This is a genomic window from Musicola keenii (assembly GCF_014855505.1).
Taxonomy (GTDB): Bacteria; Pseudomonadota; Gammaproteobacteria; order Enterobacterales; family Enterobacteriaceae; genus Musicola; species Musicola paradisiaca.
This window is the reverse complement of the sequence record NZ_JAAWVW010000017.1, coordinates 1-19,372: the sequence shown is the minus strand read 5'-3', so window position 1 is coordinate 19,372 and position 19,372 is coordinate 1. Positions and strand designations below refer to the sequence as shown.

Annotated in this window: 16 protein-coding genes; 9 read left to right on the top strand and 7 right to left on the bottom strand. The window is 57.7% G+C overall.

Annotated features, from left to right (window positions below):
• The first annotated feature begins 107 nt into the window (after positions 1-107).
• Entirely contained in the window at positions 108-1,361 is a 1,254-nt protein-coding gene (locus HEP82_RS15655; RefSeq protein WP_192458941.1) for an enolase C-terminal domain-like protein, read from the top strand.
• A gap of 161 nt (positions 1,362-1,522) precedes the next feature.
• Here the strand turns inward: HEP82_RS15655 and HEP82_RS15650 are convergent, their stop codons facing one another.
• From HEP82_RS15650 to HEP82_RS15620, 7 genes are read right to left on the bottom strand one after another with little or no spacing between them, the layout of a single operon-like run.
• The gene (locus HEP82_RS15650) at positions 1,523-2,635 is read right to left on the bottom strand and encodes a M24 family metallopeptidase (RefSeq protein WP_192458940.1); all 1,113 of its coding nucleotides are present in this window, start codon (positions 2,633-2,635) and stop codon (positions 1,523-1,525) included.
• Entirely contained in the window at positions 2,632-3,861 is a 1,230-nt protein-coding gene (locus HEP82_RS15645) for a M20 family metallopeptidase (RefSeq protein WP_192458939.1), read from the bottom strand. The genes HEP82_RS15650 and HEP82_RS15645 overlap by 4 nt, the downstream gene beginning before the upstream one ends.
• A 7-nt stretch (positions 3,862-3,868) precedes the next feature.
• Complete coding sequence (locus tag HEP82_RS15640; RefSeq protein ID WP_192458938.1) at positions 3,869-5,566, bottom strand: dipeptide ABC transporter ATP-binding protein; 1,698 nt, start codon at positions 5,564-5,566, stop codon at positions 3,869-3,871.
• Positions 5,566-6,393 (bottom strand): ABC transporter permease, encoded by an 828-nt coding sequence (locus tag HEP82_RS15635; RefSeq protein ID WP_192458937.1) that lies wholly within the window; start codon positions 6,391-6,393, stop codon positions 5,566-5,568. The genes HEP82_RS15640 and HEP82_RS15635 overlap by 1 nt, the downstream gene beginning before the upstream one ends.
• Positions 6,386-7,333, bottom strand: coding sequence for an ABC transporter permease (locus HEP82_RS15630; RefSeq protein WP_192458936.1), 948 nt, complete (start codon positions 7,331-7,333; stop codon positions 6,386-6,388). Before HEP82_RS15630 ends, HEP82_RS15635 begins: the two co-directional genes overlap by 8 nt.
• A gap of 14 nt (positions 7,334-7,347) precedes the next feature.
• Positions 7,348-8,946: an ABC transporter substrate-binding protein gene (locus HEP82_RS15625; protein WP_192458935.1), complete on the bottom strand. Its 1,599-nt coding sequence runs from the start codon at positions 8,944-8,946 to the stop codon at positions 7,348-7,350.
• Between the two features lie 50 nt (positions 8,947-8,996).
• Complete coding sequence (locus tag HEP82_RS15620) at positions 8,997-10,277, bottom strand: M20 family metallopeptidase (RefSeq protein WP_192458934.1); 1,281 nt, start codon at positions 10,275-10,277, stop codon at positions 8,997-8,999.
• A 77-nt stretch (positions 10,278-10,354) separates the two neighbouring features.
• On the opposite strand from HEP82_RS15620, the gene HEP82_RS15615 reads away from it, so the two are divergent.
• The 8 genes from HEP82_RS15615 to drt3a form a co-directional block, all read left to right on the top strand.
• Positions 10,355-11,128, top strand: coding sequence for a GntR family transcriptional regulator (locus tag HEP82_RS15615; RefSeq protein WP_192458933.1), 774 nt, complete (start codon positions 10,355-10,357; stop codon positions 11,126-11,128).
• A gap of 304 nt (positions 11,129-11,432) precedes the next feature.
• Positions 11,433-13,124 (top strand): sensor histidine kinase, encoded by a 1,692-nt coding sequence (locus HEP82_RS15610; protein ID WP_192458932.1) that lies wholly within the window; start codon positions 11,433-11,435, stop codon positions 13,122-13,124.
• Positions 13,118-13,843 carry a two-component system response regulator BtsR gene (gene btsR / locus HEP82_RS15605; RefSeq protein WP_192458931.1) on the top strand — a complete coding sequence of 242 codons (726 nt, stop codon included), beginning with the start codon at positions 13,118-13,120 and terminating at the stop codon, positions 13,841-13,843. The genes HEP82_RS15610 and btsR overlap by 7 nt, the downstream gene beginning before the upstream one ends.
• Positions 13,844-14,104: 261 nt before the next feature.
• A complete protein-coding gene (locus HEP82_RS15600; RefSeq protein WP_192458930.1) occupies positions 14,105-16,255 on the top strand; it encodes a carbon starvation CstA family protein in 2,151 nt (716 codons plus the stop codon).
• Positions 16,256-16,329: 74 nt separating this feature from the next.
• Positions 16,330-16,533, top strand: coding sequence for a YbdD/YjiX family protein (locus HEP82_RS15595; RefSeq protein WP_012764584.1), 204 nt, complete (start codon positions 16,330-16,332; stop codon positions 16,531-16,533).
• Positions 16,534-16,700: 167 nt separating this feature from the next.
• Entirely contained in the window at positions 16,701-17,663 is a 963-nt protein-coding gene (yjiA, locus tag HEP82_RS15590; RefSeq protein ID WP_192458929.1) for a GTPase, read from the top strand.
• Positions 17,664-17,988: 325 nt separating this feature from the next.
• Positions 17,989-18,606, top strand: coding sequence for an SLATT domain-containing protein (locus HEP82_RS15585; protein WP_192458928.1), 618 nt, complete (start codon positions 17,989-17,991; stop codon positions 18,604-18,606).
• Positions 18,600-19,372: antiviral reverse transcriptase Drt3a (drt3a, locus tag HEP82_RS15580; protein ID WP_192458927.1), on the top strand; the 773-nt coding region annotated here is incomplete at its 3' end. The genes HEP82_RS15585 and drt3a, both read left to right, overlap by 7 nt.

Genomic DNA, 19,372 nt, shown 5'->3' with positions numbered 1-19,372 from the left:
GTCGTGATATAACAAGCTTAGTTGTAGGACAACTTACAAATTTTCGATGTTTCTGTTACGTCGGGGATGGCCGGGAACTGGCTAACTGACTGAATTAAGGAGTTAAAGTGAGCAAACTCAAGATAACGAATGTGAAAACCATTCTTACCGCCCCCGGCGGTATTGATTTGGCCGTGGTTAAGGTGGAAACCAACGAGCCCGGATTGTATGGCTTGGGATGCGCAACGTTCACCCAGCGCATTTTTGCGGTCAAAAGCGCGATTGATGAATACATGGCACCCTTTCTGATCGGAAAGGATCCCACTCGTATCGAAGATATCTGGCAGTCCGCCGCAGTCAGCGGTTACTGGCGCAACGGCCCGATCATGAACAACGCCCTCTCCGGCGTTGATATGGCGCTGTGGGATATCAAAGGGAAGCTGGCCGGTATGCCGGTTTATGAACTGCTGGGCGGAAAATGTCGCGACGGGATCCCCCTTTACTGCCACACGGATGGCGGCGACGAGGTCGAGGTGGAAGACAATATTCGGGCCCGCATGGAGGAAGGGTATCAGTACGTTCGCTGCCAAATGGGGATGTACGGCGGGGCCGGCACCGATGATTTAAAACTGATCGCCACCCAGCTCGCCAGAGCGAAGAATATTCAACCGAAACGCTCGCCGAGAAGCAAAACGCCGGGGATTTACTTTGACCCGGAAGCCTATGCCAAGAGCGTTCCACGCCTGTTTGAGCATCTGCGTAATAAACTGGGCTTCGGCATTGAATTTATCCACGACGTCCATGAGCGCGTCACTCCCGTCACCGCTATTCATCTAGCGAAAACGTTGGAACCATACCAGCTCTTCTATCTGGAAGACCCCGTCGCACCGGAGAACATCGACTGGCTGAGAATGCTGCGTCAGCAATCCTCCACACCTATTTCCATGGGAGAGCTCTTCGTCAATATCAATGAATGGAAACCATTGATTGATAACAAGCTGATTGACTACATCCGCTGCCACGTCAGCACGATCGGCGGCATTACGCCGGCGAAAAAGCTGGCGGTGTACAGTGAACTGAACGGCGTCCGCACCGCGTGGCACGGCCCGGGCGATATTTCACCGGTTGGCGTATGCGCCAACATGCACCTGGACATGAGCTCGCCTAATTTCGGCATTCAGGAATATACGCCGATGAATGACGCACTGCGCGACGTCTTCCCAGGGTGTCCGGAGATCGACCAAGGCTATGCCTACGTTAACGACAAGCCGGGCTTAGGCATTGATATCAATGAAACCCTGGCGGAGAAATACCCCTGCGAAGGCGGTATCCCTTCCTGGACGATGGCGAGAACGCCTGACGGCACGGCATCCCGCCCCTGACCTGCAAAGCAATGATGAAAGGCCCATGGATGGGCCTTTCATCTGTCTCACGATTGAGGGTTACAAACCCGCATCCCGGCACAGAACACGACGATGAGAGAACTCGACAGTGAGGGGACGGCGGTCAGCGTCCCCCGGTAACGCATCCCGGTGCGGTAAGCCTATAACGACAACAGGGCGCGCGGCAGAGCGCTCAGCCGCTGCCCGCCTTGCGGTGTGACCACCACGCTTTCACTGAACGCCAGCGAACGGGCGGATGCGTACATGTGAAACACCATATTTTCTTCCAGCAGCCAGTCGGCCGCGGGGGTAAAGCTGCAGGAAAAATCGCTGGGACGAGGTGTCCGCGTATAGAGGCCAAGCGCATAGCCGGTGACGTTGCCGTAATGCTCGCGCAGGCCGGCATCCAGCACCGCCTGGCGCAGTAGCGCGTCCACGTCGCTGGCGTTGACGCCGGGTTTCATGGCGGCGATTTGTGCGTCCTGAAACCGGGTCAGCTGCGTGGCGATCTGTTGCTGCTCGGCGCTTGGCGTACCGATCAGAAAAGGGCGCATCAGCCGCGCGCTGTAATGGTTCACCTTCGGTATCAACTCGACATGCAGCATATCGCCGGCGCTCAGACGATGATCGTGACTGCTGGCATGCAGAAAACCGTTATCGCCGTTGGCGCAGACGATCGGCCCGGTTTCGCCGGTATCGGCACCGTTGCGCAGAAAAGTATGCGCCGCCAACGCGGCCACATCGCGCACTCGCCAGCCGGTGGTGACTTCGTCGGCGATGGCGCGCATGGCATCGTCGGCGATGCGCGCCGCCTGACGCAGCGCCGCCAGTTCATCGGCGAACTTAACGCTGCGCAGCCGGTCGCTCAGCCCATCCATCGCTTGCCACTGAACCGCAGGCAGGCGCTGGCACAGTTGCCGCCAGTTATACACCGTCATGCCGTAGGAGTTGAAATCGACGCCGAGCCGGGCATGGCCGAAACCGCGGGCCAGCAGGCTGTCGGCGACCGCCTGAAACGGATCCTGATGGTCGTCATAGACCACAATATCGTTGAGGCTGCTTAATGCGCGGCAGGGCGCTTCGTCCAACTGGCGCAGCACCATCCACGGTTCACCCTCCAGTGGCACCAGACAGGCGCGGTAACAGGTTTCCGACACCGTGTAGCCGGTCAGCCAGGCCAGCAGTTCGCCGTGGTCTACCAGCAACAGTTCGACGTCTGCCTGTTGCATGGCGGCACGGGTGCGCGCCAGCGCGAGTGACGCATGCACGGTCATGACAGCGCGTCCTCCGGCTGGCAGATCTCCAATATCGCCAGCAGATAAATACGCACCGCGTCGAGAAAATCGCTGATGTGGACGCGCTCATCCGGCATGGTGTTGAACTTGCCGCCGGGGCCGCACACGATACCTTCCATACCGGCCAATTGGTAAAAGTGGGCGGCGTCGGTGCCGTAAAACGCGGGCGGTGTGATGGCGCCGCTGGGCTGCGGCTCGCCGCGCACCTGCTGATAGGCGCGGTTAACCGCTTGCACAATCGCCGATTCGCGGGACACTTCGAACGGCAGCATGGTGGGTTTATCCCGTTCGCCGTCGTCAAACAGTTCCGCTTTCAGGCCGGGATAGCGGGCGCAAAGCACATCCAGCAAGGCCTGAATATCCGCCAGCACGCCGGTGACGGTCTGCCCCGGCGCGAAGCGGGCGGAACCCTTGAGGCGGGCGAAATCCGCCACCTGCGGCGGCCGCCACTCTTCAAGCTCGCGCCCCAGCGCACCGTGTACGGTGCCGACATGGCAGCGGTTGATGCTGCGATGTTCATCGCTCTGCGCGCCGCTAAACGTCATGGCATTCAATTGTGGGATCAACTCGACGGCAGCGGCGATGGCATCCACCGCCTGTTCGCGCTTGGAGAGGTGACGAGTATCGCCGGTCAATTCGATGGTGAACATCAGCGAACCGGCGTGCATGGTCAACGCCTGGATATCGGTCGGCTCGGCGTTGATGAAATAGTCGGCGCGGATACCTTGTTCAATCGCGGCGATGGAGCCGATGCCGCCCTGCAACTCCCCGACAACGTAAGTCAGCACCACATCGCCTTTCAGCTTGACGCCGGCGTCGATCAGCGTTTTCAGCGCACAGAAATAGGCGGCATCGCCGGATTTCATATTGGACACGCCGATACCGTAGATGAATTCGTCGTCGATTTTTCCTTCCCAGGGATCCACCGTCCAGCCTTCCGTCACCGGGTTGGTGTCCAGATGTCCGTTGAACAGTAGGCTATGGCCGCCACCGGTGCCGCGCAGGGTGCCGATAGCGTTGAGCCGGCCACCCGGCACCGGTGTGAGCTGGGTTTCCAGCCCGAGTTCGCGCATCCGCTCGGCCATAAATTCCGCCAGTTGACGTTCACCGTCGGTGGCGCTGTAGCTTTTGTGTTGCACCATGTTTGCCAGAAAACGCAGACAAAATTCGGTATCGATGCTCTGTAGTAACTGTTCTTTCGTCATGATGGTTTCATTCAGTGTATGAGGGTAAGGCCGGTGATAAGGCATCGGGCGTCGGAATGGCGGACAGCAACGCACGGGTGTAAGGGTGTTGCGCCTGCTCTGTCATGGCGTGGCCTGGCAGAACCTCCAGCAGATCGCCGCGATACATCACCGCGATGCGGTGGGCGACTTGCTGGATCAGGTTAAGATCGTGGGTAATGAACAGGTAGGCGGTACCGTAGCGTCGCCGCAGTTCCAGCAGCAGTTCAATCACGGTGGCTTGCACCGAGACATCCAGCGCGGCGGTGATCTCGTCGCAAATCACCAGCTCCGGTGGGTGGGCGAAGGCGCGGGCGATCGCCACCCGCTGCTTTTGGCCGCCGGACAGTTCATGGGGATAGCGTGACGCCATCGATGCCGGCAGGCGGACTTCCTCCAGTAGCCGGGCGACGGCCTGCGCTTCGGTTTCGCCGTTGGGCAGGCCGTACAGCCGCAGCGGGCGGGCGATGATGTCGCCGATACGCATCCGCGGATTAAGCGAGGCGTCCGGGTGCTGGAAGATCATCTGCACTCGGCGGCGGTAGTCTTTATCCATCTGCGCCCGACCGAACAGACTGTAACCGCGAAAATCCAGCTCGCCGCTAAAGGGCACCAGGCCGGTGACGGCTTTGGCCAGTGTCGATTTGCCAGAGCCGGATTCGCCGACGATCCCTAAAATCTCGCCTTCGTGTACGGTCAGCGAGACTGCGTTGGCGGCCCGGGTCTGGTTCGGTTGCCGCCTGAGCAACTTATCCAGCAGCCGGTGATGGCCATACTGAATAGTGATGTCGCTCAGAGTGAGTAGCGGTTGCGGCGAGGGCGCGGTTTCGTCCAACAAACGTAACGACGGATTAGGCACCGCGGCGATTAGCCGACGGGTGTACTCGTGCTGTGGCGCGCTAAACAGTTGGCCGGATTGTGCCTGCTCAACGATGCGGCCTTTTTCCAGCACGCAGACACGATCGGTGACGCGGGAAACCAGTGCCAGATCGTGGGAAATGTACAACGCCGCCACACCGGTTTCTTCCCGCAGCCGTTCAAACAGCGCCAGGATCTGCGCTGAGCTGATCACATCCAGCGCGGTGGTGGGCTCGTCGAAAATCAGGCAGTCGGGCTGGCAGGCGAAGGCGGTGGCGATCAGGATGCGCTGTTTTTCGCCGCCGGAGACCTGATGTGGGTAGCGTTGCATCATCTGCGCCGGATGTTTTAGGTCAACATCGCGTAATAGGGTTTCGGCATATTGCTGTGCTTCTTTGGCATTCAGGCGGCGGTGGCGGCGTAGCACCTCGGTGACTTGTTCCCCCAGCGTTAGGGTGGGGTTGAGCGAGGCGCTGGGATCCTGAAAAATCATCCCCAGTTTTCCGCCGCGTAGCGCGTGCAGTTTGTCCATCGCCAGGGTGCGCAGGTTCAACGCGCCGAGGTGAATCTCGCCGGTGCGCTCCACTGCGTTACCGGCGAGCCAGCGCATAATCGCCCAGCCAAGCGTGGTTTTGCCGGAGCCGGATTCGCCCACCAGCCCCATCACTTCGCCGCGGTTTACGTGCAGGGTGATATCCCGCAGCACCGGCAGATACGAGCCGTCCGGCAGTGTGTAGTCCAGGCTGTAATCCCTGACCGCCAGCACCGGTGCGGCGGTTTTCGTCGGCGCCGTTGCGTCAGCGGGTATCGCTGCGTCGTGCTTGTGCATCAGTGGCTCCTCGGATTCAGAACATCGCGCAGCCCGTCGCCGAGCAGGTTGAAACCGATCGCCACGATGGCGATCGCCAGCCCAGGGATCAGCATCATCCAGGGTGCGTTGAAGAAGTAGGCGCGGGCTTCGGACACCATCAGCCCCCATTCCGGCTGCGGCGGTTGCGCCCCCAGCCCCAGGAAGCTCAGGGTAGCGAACAGCATGATGGCGAAGGACACGCGAATGGTGGATTCCACGATGATGGGCGCCACGATATTCGGCAGCATCTCCCGCAGGATGATATAGCCAGCGGATTCGCCGCGGGCGATGGCGGCATTGACGTAATCCTGTTGGCGTGCAGCCAACGCTACGCTGCGGGCGATGCGCACCATGCCCGGCACAAAGGCGATGGTGATGGCCAGCACCGCATTCAGGCTGCTCTGGCCCAACGTACTGACGATCAGCAAGGCAAACAGCAGGCTGGGGATCGACATCACGGCATCCATGGTGCGCATGATGCCTTCGTCCATCCGGCCGCCCAGATAGGCGCTGGCGGTGCCGATGACCGAACCGATGACCATCGCCAGCGTGGTGGCGAGCAGCGAATAAAGAATGGTGGTGCGGGCGCCGACCAGCACCCGGCTGAAGATGTCGCGCCCCAGTTGATCGGTGCCGAACCAGTGCGCGGCGTTGGGCGCCTTATAGCGCGCCAGAATCGAGATAGCCTCCGGGTCGGCAGGCGCCAGATGAACGCCGGCGCAAACGACAAGCAGCGCCAGCAGCAGGACGCTGACCCCGGCGATGCCCTGCGGGGTATGCAGCAGTTTTTTGAGTACGTCAAACATATTGAATCCGCTTGTCTAGCATGGCGTAGGCGAGGTCGGCCAGAAAATTAACGACCGCATAGGTGGAGGCCAGGATCATGACGCCGCCCTGAATCGTCGGCAGGTCACGCGCCTGCACCGCGACGATCAGCTCCCGGCCGATGCCGGGAATGGCGAAAATTTCTTCCACCACCACGATGCCGCCCAGCAAATAGCCCACGTCCAGTGCCACGATGGTGATGGCTGGCAACAGGCCGTTGCGCAGTGCGTGCCGCCACAGGATGCGGCGCCGCGACAGCCCTTTCAGCCAGGCCGCTCGGATGTAGTCGGTATGCAGCACGTCGACCATCTCCGAGCGCACCATGCGTGAGACGTGCGCCACCAGAATCATCGCTACCGTCGCCGACGGCAGCACCAGATGGCGCACGCCGTCAATCAGGTTCTCGCTGAGCGGGACGTAACCGGTCGCCGGCAGCAACTGCCAGATATCGGCGAACAGCAATAGCATCAGCGTGGCAGTGACGAACTCGGGAAAGGAAATACCGATGTAAGACAGCACGCTGACCAACACGTCCGCCAGTTTGCCTTTTCTGACTGCCGCCCAGACGCCGAGCGGCAGCGCCACCAGCAGCATCAACGACAGAGCGCACGCCGCCAGCAGCAGCGAGCGGGATAACGCCGTGAGCAACGTGGGCGCGACCGGCAGATTGGTACGCATGGAGACACCGAAATCGCCGTGCAACGCCGCCGCCAGCCAGTGCCCGTATTGCACCCAGGCGGGCGCGTCCAGCCCGAGACGTTCCCTGACTGCCGCCAGCGCCTCGGGGGTGGCGTGTTGGCCGAGCAGCGTGACCGCCGCATCGGCAGGCAGCAACTGGGTAATGCCGAACACCAGCACGGACACCACCAGTAGGGTGTAGATCACCAACAGCAGGCGTTTTAACAGATAACTCGCGCTCACGGCGGCTCCTCAGCTTAGCTTCGGCGAACCGGCGCCTGCGCCGTCAGCCAGACATGGTCGAGACGGAACACGGCGGCGCGCGGATGCAGGGCATAACCGTGCACATAATCACGGCTGGCGGAGAGCAGGTTGAAGAAGGCCGGGATGACCGACGGTACCTGTTCGTGCATCAGTTGTTGCGCTTTACCATAGAATTCCCGGCGCTTGATGTCGTCGGTGGTGCCGCGGGCGCCGGCGACGGCGGCGTCAAAATCGGCATTGTTCCAGCGGGTTTCGTTCCAGGCGGCATCGGAGGTGTAGAGCAGCGAGAACACCGCATCCGGCGACGGCTGCATATTGTAGAAGCCGACGTAAAAGTTGCCTTTCTTCCACACCTGGTCGAGGTAGGTGCTGTGGGCCATGGTCTGCACGTTGATGCGAAAACCGGCGGGCTTCGCCATTTCACGTACCGCGATCCCCAACTGGGTACGGGAGGCGGGTTTGTCGGAAGCAATCAATGTCAAATCCAGCCCATCCGGGTATCCGGCTTCCGCCAGCAGCGCTTTGGCTTTGGCATAGTCGGGCTGGCGCAGCGGCATATTGCGATACCAGGGGTACGAGGCGTTGATCGGGGTATCGTTGCCGGGGGTGCCGTAGCTGTCGGCGACGAAATCGACCATCGCCTTGCGGTCGATGCACAGCGCCAGCGCCTGGCGTACCCGCACGTCGTTAAAGGGTTTCTGGTCGCAGCCCATATTGATATTGAGGAACTGGCCCGACGGCACGCGCAGCGGCTGGATGCCGGAGGCGGCGGACAGGCGTTTGAACTCGCTCGGCTGCGCGGCCATCATCAAGTCGGTGTCGCCGGCGATCAGCGCGGAGCTTTCGGCGATGGCGTCCGGGTAGACCACGATCTCTATGCCATCCAGATAAGGGCGATTCGGGTCGTAGTAGTGAGGATTGCGTTTCACCACGATTTTGCGCTCGGGCTCATACGACGCCAGCATGAACGGGCCGGCCCCCAATGCTTCTTTGGACAGCCGGGCCAGTTGCCCCTGTGCGATGGCGGCGGGGACGATTTTGGCGTCCGGGTAGGCCAGCATGACCGGCAGGTCGGCATAGGGTGCTTGGGTGACGATCACGACATTATCGGTGCCGTCGGCATGCAGCGCCTTAATCGGGCCGATGTTACGCATCCCCGGCGAGGCGTTTTTCGGATCCAGAATGGCGGAAAGGCTGGCGACGACGTCGTCGGCGGTCAACGGCGTGCCGTCGCTGAATTTCAGGTTGGGGCGCAGCGTAAACGTCCACTGCGTCAGGTCGGCATTGGGCTGCCAGCTGGCGGCCAAATCCGGTTCGGCCTTCATCTCCTGCGTCAGCCGGGTCAGGCCGCTGTAGAGCAGTTCAGCCAGCAGATACTCGGGGTTCACGCGCGCCTGCTGCGGGTTGAGCATATTGATGGCCTGATCGACGCTGATGCGCAGGATGCCGCCTTTCTGCGGCGTGCCTCCCGCCGTCATGACGCTGGCATCGGCCGCGCTGGCATGGAATGACCACGGCAGCATAGCTGCGCCGGTCATCAGCGTGGTGTTGGTAATAAACTGCCGTCGGTTTATTCCTTTCATTGCACACATCGCGGTTTCCTCTGTCTGTTATCTGTCAATTGTTGTTGGTTTTCTGTTACTTAATTACCCTGGGTTGGCGAAAAATCCTCGGCCAGATAGGCCAGAATGGATTGAGATAAGGCGATGACGTCCGGCATGGTGGTGTACTCATTGGCGGCGTGAATGTGGTTGTCCGGCCGCGCCAGACCCCCTAAAAGAATTTCCTGAATGCCTGCCTGTTGCACCCATCCCATATCGGAACTGGTGGAGGAACCCCAGGCGGCGAATTCCTCGGCGCGGAAACCGAACCCTAGGCTGAGCGCGTGCTGCCAGCGCGGCCAGTGCGGCCCGGTCGGGTCGCTGACCGGCGCCAAGTGGCCGATCAGGTGGTATTCGGTACTCAGCGCGGCGGAGGACGACATCGATTGCGTAATGCAGTCGGTCAATTCCTGCCAGACGGCGTCGAACGGCTCTTCGGGGGCATAGCGACGGTTGACCAGCAGTTCAAAACGCTCCGGCAGGGTGGAGCCTTTGCTGCCACCGTGCGCTACCGCCAGCGTCAGGCGGGAGGTCAACGGTTTGCCGGCAAAATGCGGCGGCGACGGCATGGCGGAGGCGCGCTGTTCAACCTGTTGTTTCAGCGCCATCAGCGCGTTCATCAACGGCAGGCTTTCCTCGATGGCGTTGATGCCACCCACCGGGTCGCCGGAATGCGCCGAGCGCCCCGTCACGCGGATCACCACGTCTAGGCTGCCGAAACAACCGGCCCAGATACGCGGCGCCGCGCCGCCGTTGAAACTCAACATATGGCCTTGAAATAACTGTTGTTCTGCCAGATAGCGAATGCCGGGATACAGCCCGCCCTCTTCATCGGTGCACAGCAGTAATACCGGGTTGAAACGCAGTGTGAGGCGAAACTTTTGCGCTGCACGCAGCGCAGCTAAGGTGGCGACAATCGTCCCTTTCATATCGGCGCTGCCGCGGCCAATCAACCGTTCGCCGTCTTGGCTCAGCGCCAGCGGCGGGTAATGCCAGCCATCACCCGGCGGTACGGTATCAACGTGAAAATAGAGGTTACAGTTTTCCGCCGCCTCGCCGGGCAGGGTAGCCAGCAGGTTGACACGCTCGCCGCGTGCGCTGCCGTCCGGCGAACGCCACAGGGATTCGGGCACCGACACCCGCTGAAAGCGAAACCCCATTGGCGCCAGCAGCGACTCCATCAACGCGGCGAACGCGCCATAACCCAGGCCGGGTGGGAAGCTGGTATCCACCGCCAGCATCTGGCTCAGATCCTGTAAAATGGCGTCTGTATCATCAGCAATTGCGCTCAGCGCCTGCTGAAAGGGGGCGGTCACACTCATGTCGTGCTCACTCTGTTGTATTTCTATATAGTTTATAGATAATGCAGGTTGGCGAGCCGGTCAATAGGTAATTATTCATGATAATGAAACGATCTGACGAGCAGGATGCCGTGAGTTTTGGGCGTCTTGAGGAGTTTGAAGGCGCCCCGCGTTATGAGGTGGTGAAGCGCTACATCAGCGAATCGATTCTGGTGGGCGAACTGGCCGCCGGTACGGTACTGCCCAGCGAGAACGCGCTGGCGGCAGATTTCGGCGTGTCGGTGGGCACGGTGCGCAAAGCGCTGGCGGCGCTGACCACTGAAGGGATGCTGATGCGCCGTCGTAAAACCGGCACGGTAGTGACCGGGTGGGCGCCGCTGCATAACCTGAGCCATTTCTTCCGCTATTTTCGCCTGCACGGCAAGGATGGCCGGTTGCTCAATTCGCACACTCTCCTGCTGGATTATCACCGGGCGCTGGCCACCGAGCAGGAGGTGGAAAAGCTGAAGTTGCAGCCGGGCGACAGCGTGATTTACCTCAAGCGGTTACGCAAGATAGACGGCGCGCCCGTGATGCATGAAACCATGGTGCTGCCGGAAGCCCGCTTGCCGGACTTCCCGTCGCAGGATGCGGTGCCGCCGTTGCTGTACCGTTTTTTGATGGATCGCTACGACATTCGGGTGGCGGCGGTGCGGGAGCAGATTACCGCCGAGCTTGCCAGCGAAGAGGACTGCCGGTTGCTGGAACTGCAGGCGCCGCAAGCGATGATGGTGATTGACGAAATCTCGTTCGATCAGAGCGCGATGCCGGTGATCCTGGCCCATCACCGTTTCACCACCGGGAACTTCATGTATGTCAATGAAATCCGCTGATCGCAGCGTCAGCCGGTGTCTCGGTATCACCCTCATCCTGTTTGGTGATGCGGGTTAGGCGGAGAAGGTGTAGAGGATGGCTTGATTGTTGTACGTACTCCGCCGGTGCCGCGTTGCGCATGATGGCCCTGCATGTCGGGATGGGGTGAAACAGCGCGACCGAGCGTAGCCGGGCCGGCGCCAACGGGAACAGCGTGATGTGAATGACGCGATGCCGCGCAAAGCAACGCATCCCCTTTGTGTTAGGGTAGGTTCCCAAGGTATTCTCTGCGTTCTGGCTGCTTCCCCGTTCGGGGTTTTTATCATGTATGAATTCAAACTGGTTTTACTGTTGCTTCAGCAGATGTGCGTTTATCTGGTTATCGCCTATCTGCTCAGTAAAACGCCGCTGTTTATCCCGCTGATGCAGGTCACGGTGCGGTTGCCGCACAAGCTGTTGTGTTATGCGATGTTCTCCATGTTCTGCATCATGGGCACTTACTTCGGCCTGCATATTCAAGACTCTATTGCCAACACGCGCGCCATCGGCGCGGTACTGGGCGGCTTGCTCGGCGGGCCGGGCGTAGGCGCGCTGGTGGGGTTGACCGGCGGGCTGCATCGCTATTCATTAGGCGGGATGACCGCATTCAGTTGCATGGTGTCGACCATCGTCGAAGGATTGCTGGGCGGTATGATGCACCGCCAACTGATGCGGCGGGGGCGGATCGACCGGCTGTTTAACCCGCTCACCGTGGCCGGCGTGACCTTCATCGCCGAAATACTGCAAATGGCGATCATTCTGGCGCTGGCGCGCCCCTACGATGACGCGCTGAAGCTGGTTAAAGATATCGCCGCGCCGATGATCGTCACCAACAGCATCGGCGCCGCCATGTTTATGCGCATCCTGTTGGATCGGCGCGCCATGTTTGAAAAATACACCTCGGCGTTTTCCGCCCGGGCGCTGAAAATTGCCGCCTGTACCGAGGGGATCCTGCATCAGGGGTTCAACGAAGAAAACAGTATGCGGGTGGCGCAGGTGATCTATCAGGAGATGGATATCGGCGCAGTGGCGATTACCGATCGCGAGAAGCTGCTGGCGTTTATCGGCATCGGCGACGACCATCACCTGCCGGGCACGCCGATCGCCTCCAACCATACCCGACGCGCTATCGAAAATAACGAAGTGGTGTACGCCGACGGTAATGAAACCCCGTATCAGTGTTCGTTGCAGCCGACCTGTCGTTTAGGGTCGACGCTGGTGATCCCGCTGTGCGGCGAGAATCATCAGGTGATTGGCACCATTAAATTGTACGAAGCCAAAAACCGCCTGTTCAGCTCCATCAACCGTACTCTGGGGGAAGGGATTGCCCGGCTGCTGGCGGCGCAGATTCTGGCGGGGCAGTACGAGCGCAGTAAGCAGATGTTGACGCAGTCCGAAATCAAACTGCTGCACGCCCAGGTCAACCCGCATTTCCTGTTTAATGCGCTCAACACGCTGCTGGCGGTGATCCGCCGCGACAGCGATCAGGCCGGTCAGTTGGTGCAGTCGCTCTCGACTTTTTTTCGCAAGAACCTCAAACGCTCCGCAGAGGTGGTCACGCTGGCTGACGAACTCGAACATGTGAATGCTTACTTGCAGATTGAAAAGGCGCGTTTTCAGGAGCGGTTGCAGATTCGTTTTGATGTGCCATCGGCGCTGATGAGCATGCGGTTGCCGGCGTTTTCGCTACAACCGCTGGTGGAAAACGCCATCAAGCACGGTACTGCGCATTTGCTGGGCACGGGTATCATCACCATCAGCGCCAGTCAGCAGGGGGATCGCCTGTTGTTGAGCATTGAGGATAATGCCGGCCTATACCAGCCGAGCTCTAACTGTACCGGTTTGGGGATGAATCTGGTGGATAAACGTATCCGCAGCCGCTACGGCAATGAGTATGGCCTGAGCGTGGAGTGCGAGCCCGACTGTTACACCCGCATCCATCTGACCCTGCCTTGTGAGGAAAGCCAGCTATGCTGACCGTACTGATTGTAGATGATGAACCGCTGGCGCGGGACAACCTGCGCTGTTTGCTGGAGCAGGACAGCGAGCTTGAACTGGTGGGCGAGTGCGCCAACGCGGTGGAAGCCATCGGCGCCATCCACCGGTTGCATCCCGATGTGGTGTTCCTGGATATTCAGATGCCGCGCATCAGCGGGCTGGAGATGATCGGCATGATCGACCCGGCCAACATGCCCTATATCGTGTTTATTACCGCGTATGACGAATACGCCATCAAGGCGTTTGAGGAGCAGGCGTTCGACTATCTGCTCAAACCGATCGATCCGCCGCGCCTGGCCAAGACCCTGAACAACCTGCACCGGGAACGCCCGGCGCAGAATATTGACCAATTGGCCGGGCATCAGTGCCACCTGGATTACATACCCTGTACCGGGCACAGCCGTATCTACCTGATGAAAGCCAGCGAAGTACAATTCGCCAGTTCACGGCAGAGCGGGGTTTACGTCACTGGCTTGCAGGGGGAAGAGTGCTTTACCGAGCTGACCCTGAAAACGCTGGAAAGCCGCACGCCGCTGGTGCGTTGCCACCGGCAGTATCTGGTGAATATGGATTTTCTGCGTGAAATCAGGCTGGAGGAGAGCGGCCAGGCCGAAATCGTGCTGAAGGGCGGGCAGATGCTGCCGGTCAGCCGTCGCTATCTAAAAACCCTCAAGCAGTTGCTCGGCCTGAAAGGATAACGCACCAGCGTCGTTCCGCTGTGATGGGCGCCGCTGACGCGGTGGCGGCTGCCTGTCCCGGCGGCCGGTTTTTCTCCTGCGCCGCCATCCGCACGCTTTCTTATCGCCGGAGATTTCTCGTCACTTGCCCTCCCTATCATCGCCACTCATTTCGGTATGCGACCGGTCGTCGGCCTATCCGACCGCTAAGCCAAATTCCGCTGTTACCTGACTGTCAGGCTGATTATTGTCGCGACAGGTTACTAATAAAAAGAGTGAAAGATGATGAAAGATAAACTTCTCAAGCATCTCCCCTGGGCGTTGTTGGGCTTCATTGGAGCCTGCTGCCTTGGTGTCGTCGCGCTGCGTCGCGGCGAACACGTCAGCGCGATGTGGATCGTCGTGGCTTCCGTGGCCGTCTATCTGGTCGCTTACCGTTATTACAGCCTGTATATCGCCCGCCAGGTGATGCAGCTTGACGCCAACCGCGCCACACCGGCGGTGGTCAATAACGATGGGCTCAACTATGTGCCGACCAACCGCAATGTGTTGTTCGGCCACCACTTTGCCGCTATTGCCGGCGCGGGGCCGTTGGTCGGCCCGGTGCTGGCGGCTCAGATGGGCTACCTGCCCGGCACGCTGTGGCTGCTGGCCGGGGTGGTATTAGCCGGCGCGGTACAGGATTTTATGGTGCTGTTCATGTCCACCCGCCGCAACGGTGTGTCGCTCGGTGAAATGATCAAAGAGGAAATGGGGCCGGTGCCCGGCACCATCGCGCTGTTCGGCTGTTTCCTGATCATGATCATCATCCTGGCGGTGCTGGCGTTGATCGTGGTGAAAGCGCTGGCGGAAAGCCCGTGGGGTGTGTTCACCGTCTGCTCCACCGTGCCGATTGCGCTGTTCATGGGCATTTATATGCGCTTCCTGCGTCCGGGACGGGTGGGGGAAGTGTCGGTGATCGGCATCGTGTTGCTGCTGCTGGCGATCTGGTTCGGCGGCGTCATCGCCCACGACCCGTACTGGGGCCCGGCGCTGACCTTCAAAGACACCACCATCACCTTTGCGCTGATCGGCTATGCGTTTGTTTCCGCGCTGCTGCCGGTGTGGCTGATTCTGGCGCCGCGTGATTATCTGGCGACGTTCCTGAAAATCGGGGTAATCGTCGGTCTGGCGATCGGCATCGTGATCATCAACCCTGAGCTGAAAATGCCATCCATGACACAGTTCATTAATGGCACCGGGCCGGTGTGGAAAGGCGCGTTGTTTCCCTACCTGTTTATTACCATCGCTTGCGGCGCGGTATCCGGCTTCCATGCGCTGATCGCCTCCGGCACTACGCCGAAGCTGCTGGCGAATGAAACCGACGCCCGCTTTATCGGCTACGGCGCGATGCTGATGGAATCCTTCGTCGCCGTTATGGCGCTGGTCGCCGCGTCGATCATTGAACCGGGCCTGTACTTCGCCATGAACACCCCGCCGGTGGGGCTCGGCATCACCATGCCTAACCTGCACGAGCTGGGCGGCGCCAACGCGCCGGCGATCATGGCGCAATTGCAGGATGTGACGACGCACGCCGCGGCCACCGTCAGTTCCTGGGGCTTTGTGATTTCGCCGGATCAAATCCTGCAAACCGCGAAGGACATCGGCGAGCCGTCAGTCCTTAACCGTGCGGGTGGCGCACCGACGCTGGCGGTGGGGATCGCTCACGTATTCCACCAGATTATCCCGAGCGCCAACATGGGCTTCTGGTATCACTTCGGTATTCTGTTCGAAGCGCTGTTCATCCTGACCGCGCTGGACGCGGGCACCCGTTCCGGCCGCTTTATGCTGCAGGATTTGTTGGGCAATTTCGTCCCGTTCCTCAAGAAAACCGATTCGCTGGTTGCCGGTATCGTCGGTACTGCCGGTTGTGTCGGCCTGTGGGGCTACCTGCTGTATCAAGGGGTGGTGGATCCGCTGGGCGGCGTCAAGAGCCTGTGGCCGCTGTTCGGCATCTCCAACCAGATGCTGGCGGCAGTGGCGCTGGTGCTGGGCACTGTGGTGCTGATCAAGATGAAGCGCACGCGCTACATTTGGGTGACGATGCTGCCGGCGGTATGGCTGTTGATCTGCACCACCTGGGCGTTGGGGCTGAAGCTGTTCAGCAACGACCCGCAGCTGGAAGGTTTCTTATATCTGGCGCGCGCCTATAAACAGCGTATCGCCGAAGGTACCGATCTGAGTGCGCAGCAAATTGCCAACATGCAGCACATCGTCGTCAACAACTATACTAATGCCGTGTTGAGCGTTTTGTTCCTGATCGTGGTCTATAGCATAATCTTCTATGGTATCCGTACCGCGTTGCAGGGGCGTAGCCAGTCTGATCGCTCCGACCGGGAAACACCCTATGTACCGGTGCCGGAAGGTGGTGTGAAGATATCGTCCCATCATTGATAGCCGTGGGATGATGATGTCGCCGACAGGCGCCTGTAAGGGCCTGTCGGCGTTGATGCAAAGAGGGGGGCGATATGTTCGGAAATCTTGGGCAGGCGGGAAAATATCTGGGGCAGGCCGCCAGAATGCTGGTGGGCATCCCGGATTACGATAACTACGTGCAGCATATGAAAACCAACCACCCGGATCAGGATGTGATGACCTACGAAGCGTTTTTCCGGGAGCGGCAGCAGGCGCGCTACGGCGGCAGCGGTAAAGGCGGTTTCCGCTGCTGCTGATGTGATGCCTGACGGCTCGGCCCATCCTGAGGCGTGACCGCGGTCGGCGGTCGTGCTATCGCCATTCTGTATTGTCCGCCCGTTTCGGGCGGTATTTTTTTATCAGTCGGCCCCGGCAGTGGCGATGTCGCTGCTAAGACTGCATTGAGCGTAAAGGAGTTGTTCCCATGACCACATCCTTGCCCGCGACCATCCTCACCGGTTTTCTCGGCGCCGGAAAAACCACGCTGCTGCGGCATCTGTTGTATGCCGATCACGGTGAAAAAATTGCGGTGATTGAAAACGAATTCGGCGCGGTTGCCATCGACGACAGCTTGCTGGGCGATCGGGCGACCCGCATTACGACCCTCAGCAACGGCTGCATTTGTTGCAGCAGCGCCAATGAGCTATCGGATGCCTTGCATGACCTGCTGGACGGCATCGATCGCGGTGAACTGACGTTTGACCGGCTGGTGATTGAGTGCACCGGCATGGCCGATCCAGGCCCGGTGATTCAGACCTTTTTTTCCGACGAACGTTTAAGCCAGCGCTTTTTGCTGGACGGCGTCATCACGTTGGTGGACGCGGTACATGCCGACGAACAGCTGAGCCGACATACCGTGGCGCAGGCTCAGGTGGGTTATGCCGACCGTCTGTTATTAACCAAGACCGATCTGGCCGGGGAGACGCCGGCGCTGGAAGCGAGGCTGGCGCGCATCAATGCGCGCGCCACGCTCCATCGGGTGGTCAACGGCCTGATTGACCACCGGGCGATCTTCGGGGTGGACGGTTTTATGCTCAATGACCGGCTACCGCTCTCCCTGCCGCGTTTTCGGCCGCTGATTGAGCCGGATAACGCCATCGCCTCGCTGGTGGTGCGGTTGGAACATCCGGTCGATATCGCCGCGGTCTCAGCGGTGATGGAGCAACTGCTGGTGAACTGCGCCGACAACTTGCTGCGTTACAAAGGCGTATTGTCGATTGCGGGCGACGACCGGCGTCTGCTGTTTCAAGGGGTGCAGCGGCTGTACAGCGCCGACTGGGATCGGGCCTGGCGCGAGGATGAACCCCGCGAGAGTGTGATGGTGTTTATCGGCATCCGGTTGCCGGAAGAGGATATTCGCCGCGCCTTCGCCGCGCTGAATGCGTGATCTTACGCTGCCCGGCGCGGCGCGCAGGGCGGCGTCATCCATTCATCCCTCCCCCGCATTTCCCTGCAAAATATCCGGTTCCATCGCGTTATGTTGCCGCCGGATAGGTTAAATTGACGTCCTTTCCTCCTACCCCAGTCAGTTGAGTTGCCGGGCGATAGGCCCGCGTGCCGAGCCACATGGCCAGCGCGCCAGCAATGTGAAGACGCTGGGGGTGTTCAGAACCCTATATTCAGGTCAATGTTTCGTTTGAAAACATGAGTATCATACGGCATCATTAATTTATGTGGTTGTGAAAGAAATACATACAAACTCATATGGAACCATGATGACAACTGAATTATATGATGCACTTTTCAAGGACACTAAAATAGTAGCTTATGCTAGGTTTAATAAAGCCAGACGGCTTTCAAAAAGAACTTGGTGGTCTCTTTTTTCTATATCATCACTTTCTATAGTATTGATATTACTATCGATTTTTGAAAAAACAAGCAATGTTTCAAGTGTTCAACCTTTTTTTATCGAAGACATTTACGTCCCTAATTGGATTTTTACCGTAACAACATCTCTAATTACTTTAGTATTATCAATTACATTATCCTCTGCCAGATTAGATGTTGAGGTTGAAAAACTAAATGACTCAGCCATTCGAATAAATAAAATATCTAGAAGTATCGAGGCCAAAAAAAATTCTCTATCAAAAACAGATTATGAAAAATCACTTCAAGAATATAACGATGTAATATCTGATAACAGAGTAAATCACGATAAAGTTGATTATGTCATCGCAAAAAATAATATAAACAAATCATGTTCATTTGAGTATTTTTATCAAAAAAATATATATCAGCATTTAGAACTAGTTCATTATTATATAATAGCAGCAATGTCTTTAAGTGCAGCCATATCAATTTTACATAAAGTTATCACAACAACATGTTAAGACAAGATTTCACTAAAAAATCCCTTTTAAGGGTGACGACTATAAATGAAATAATTAAGTACTCCTTGGGTAGAGATAGCTCTGAATATGAAAAAATACTTGAATCATACTCAAATAAAATAACAGCCGATGATTTCTGTTTTTCATCCATCGAAAAAAAAGAAATCAATGGTAAAACAGTATACTTCGCCAATGTGCCTGAAGAACACTATGCTCTGAAAAAAATTTCTCACGATATAAAAAGATTATATAAAATAAAAACTCAAATAAGAGATGACATATGTGAGCAGGTGTTAAGACTATTAGAAACCACATCAAGTTATGGTATAATAAAAATAGATATAAAAAGTTTCTATGAATCAATTAGCTATGAAAAAATCTTAGAAAAATTAGAACGAGATAAACTTTTATCATCAAAATCCATTATGCTACTTAAAACACTGTCTAGATTAAACTTTATTGGATTACCAAGGGGGCTATCACTAAGCCCCGTTTTATCTGAAATATTCATGCGAGACATTGATGAAGGAATAAAGGAAATTCCTGGGGTTTACTATTATTCTAGATATGTTGACGACATATTTATATTAACAACAAAAAGACACGAAACCATATTTGAACGGATAAGAGAAATCCTATTTCAAGCGAAAATAAATATAAATAAAAAAACATTTGTCAAAGACATATCTGAAGCAGCATCAAGTCAAAACAATACTATATCCTTTGATTATCTTGGCTACAAATATAATATAACCAATAAATTATA

Coding starts and splice junctions, on each gene's coding strand:
- HEP82_RS15650 (WP_192458940.1), bottom strand. CDS start 2,635: ATGACCGTGCATGCGTCACTCGCGCTGGCGCGCACCCGTGCCGCCATG.
- HEP82_RS15645 (WP_192458939.1), bottom strand. CDS start 3,861: ATGACGAAAGAACAGTTACTACAGAGCATCGATACCGAATTTTGTCTG.
- HEP82_RS15640 (WP_192458938.1), bottom strand. CDS start 5,566: ATGCACAAGCACGACGCAGCGATACCCGCTGACGCAACGGCGCCGACG.
- HEP82_RS15635 (WP_192458937.1), bottom strand. CDS start 6,393: ATGTTTGACGTACTCAAAAAACTGCTGCATACCCCGCAGGGCATCGCC.
- HEP82_RS15625 (WP_192458935.1), bottom strand. CDS start 8,946: ATGTGTGCAATGAAAGGAATAAACCGACGGCAGTTTATTACCAACACC.
- HEP82_RS15620 (WP_192458934.1), bottom strand. CDS start 10,277: ATGAGTGTGACCGCCCCCTTTCAGCAGGCGCTGAGCGCAATTGCTGAT.
- HEP82_RS15615 (WP_192458933.1), top strand. CDS start 10,355: ATGATAATGAAACGATCTGACGAGCAGGATGCCGTGAGTTTTGGGCGT.
- HEP82_RS15610 (WP_192458932.1), top strand. CDS start 11,433: ATGTATGAATTCAAACTGGTTTTACTGTTGCTTCAGCAGATGTGCGTT.
- btsR (WP_192458931.1), top strand. CDS start 13,118: ATGCTGACCGTACTGATTGTAGATGATGAACCGCTGGCGCGGGACAAC.
- HEP82_RS15600 (WP_192458930.1), top strand. CDS start 14,105: ATGATGAAAGATAAACTTCTCAAGCATCTCCCCTGGGCGTTGTTGGGC.
- HEP82_RS15595 (WP_012764584.1), top strand. CDS start 16,330: ATGTTCGGAAATCTTGGGCAGGCGGGAAAATATCTGGGGCAGGCCGCC.
- yjiA (WP_192458929.1), top strand. CDS start 16,701: ATGACCACATCCTTGCCCGCGACCATCCTCACCGGTTTTCTCGGCGCC.
- HEP82_RS15585 (WP_192458928.1), top strand. CDS start 17,989: ATGATGACAACTGAATTATATGATGCACTTTTCAAGGACACTAAAATA.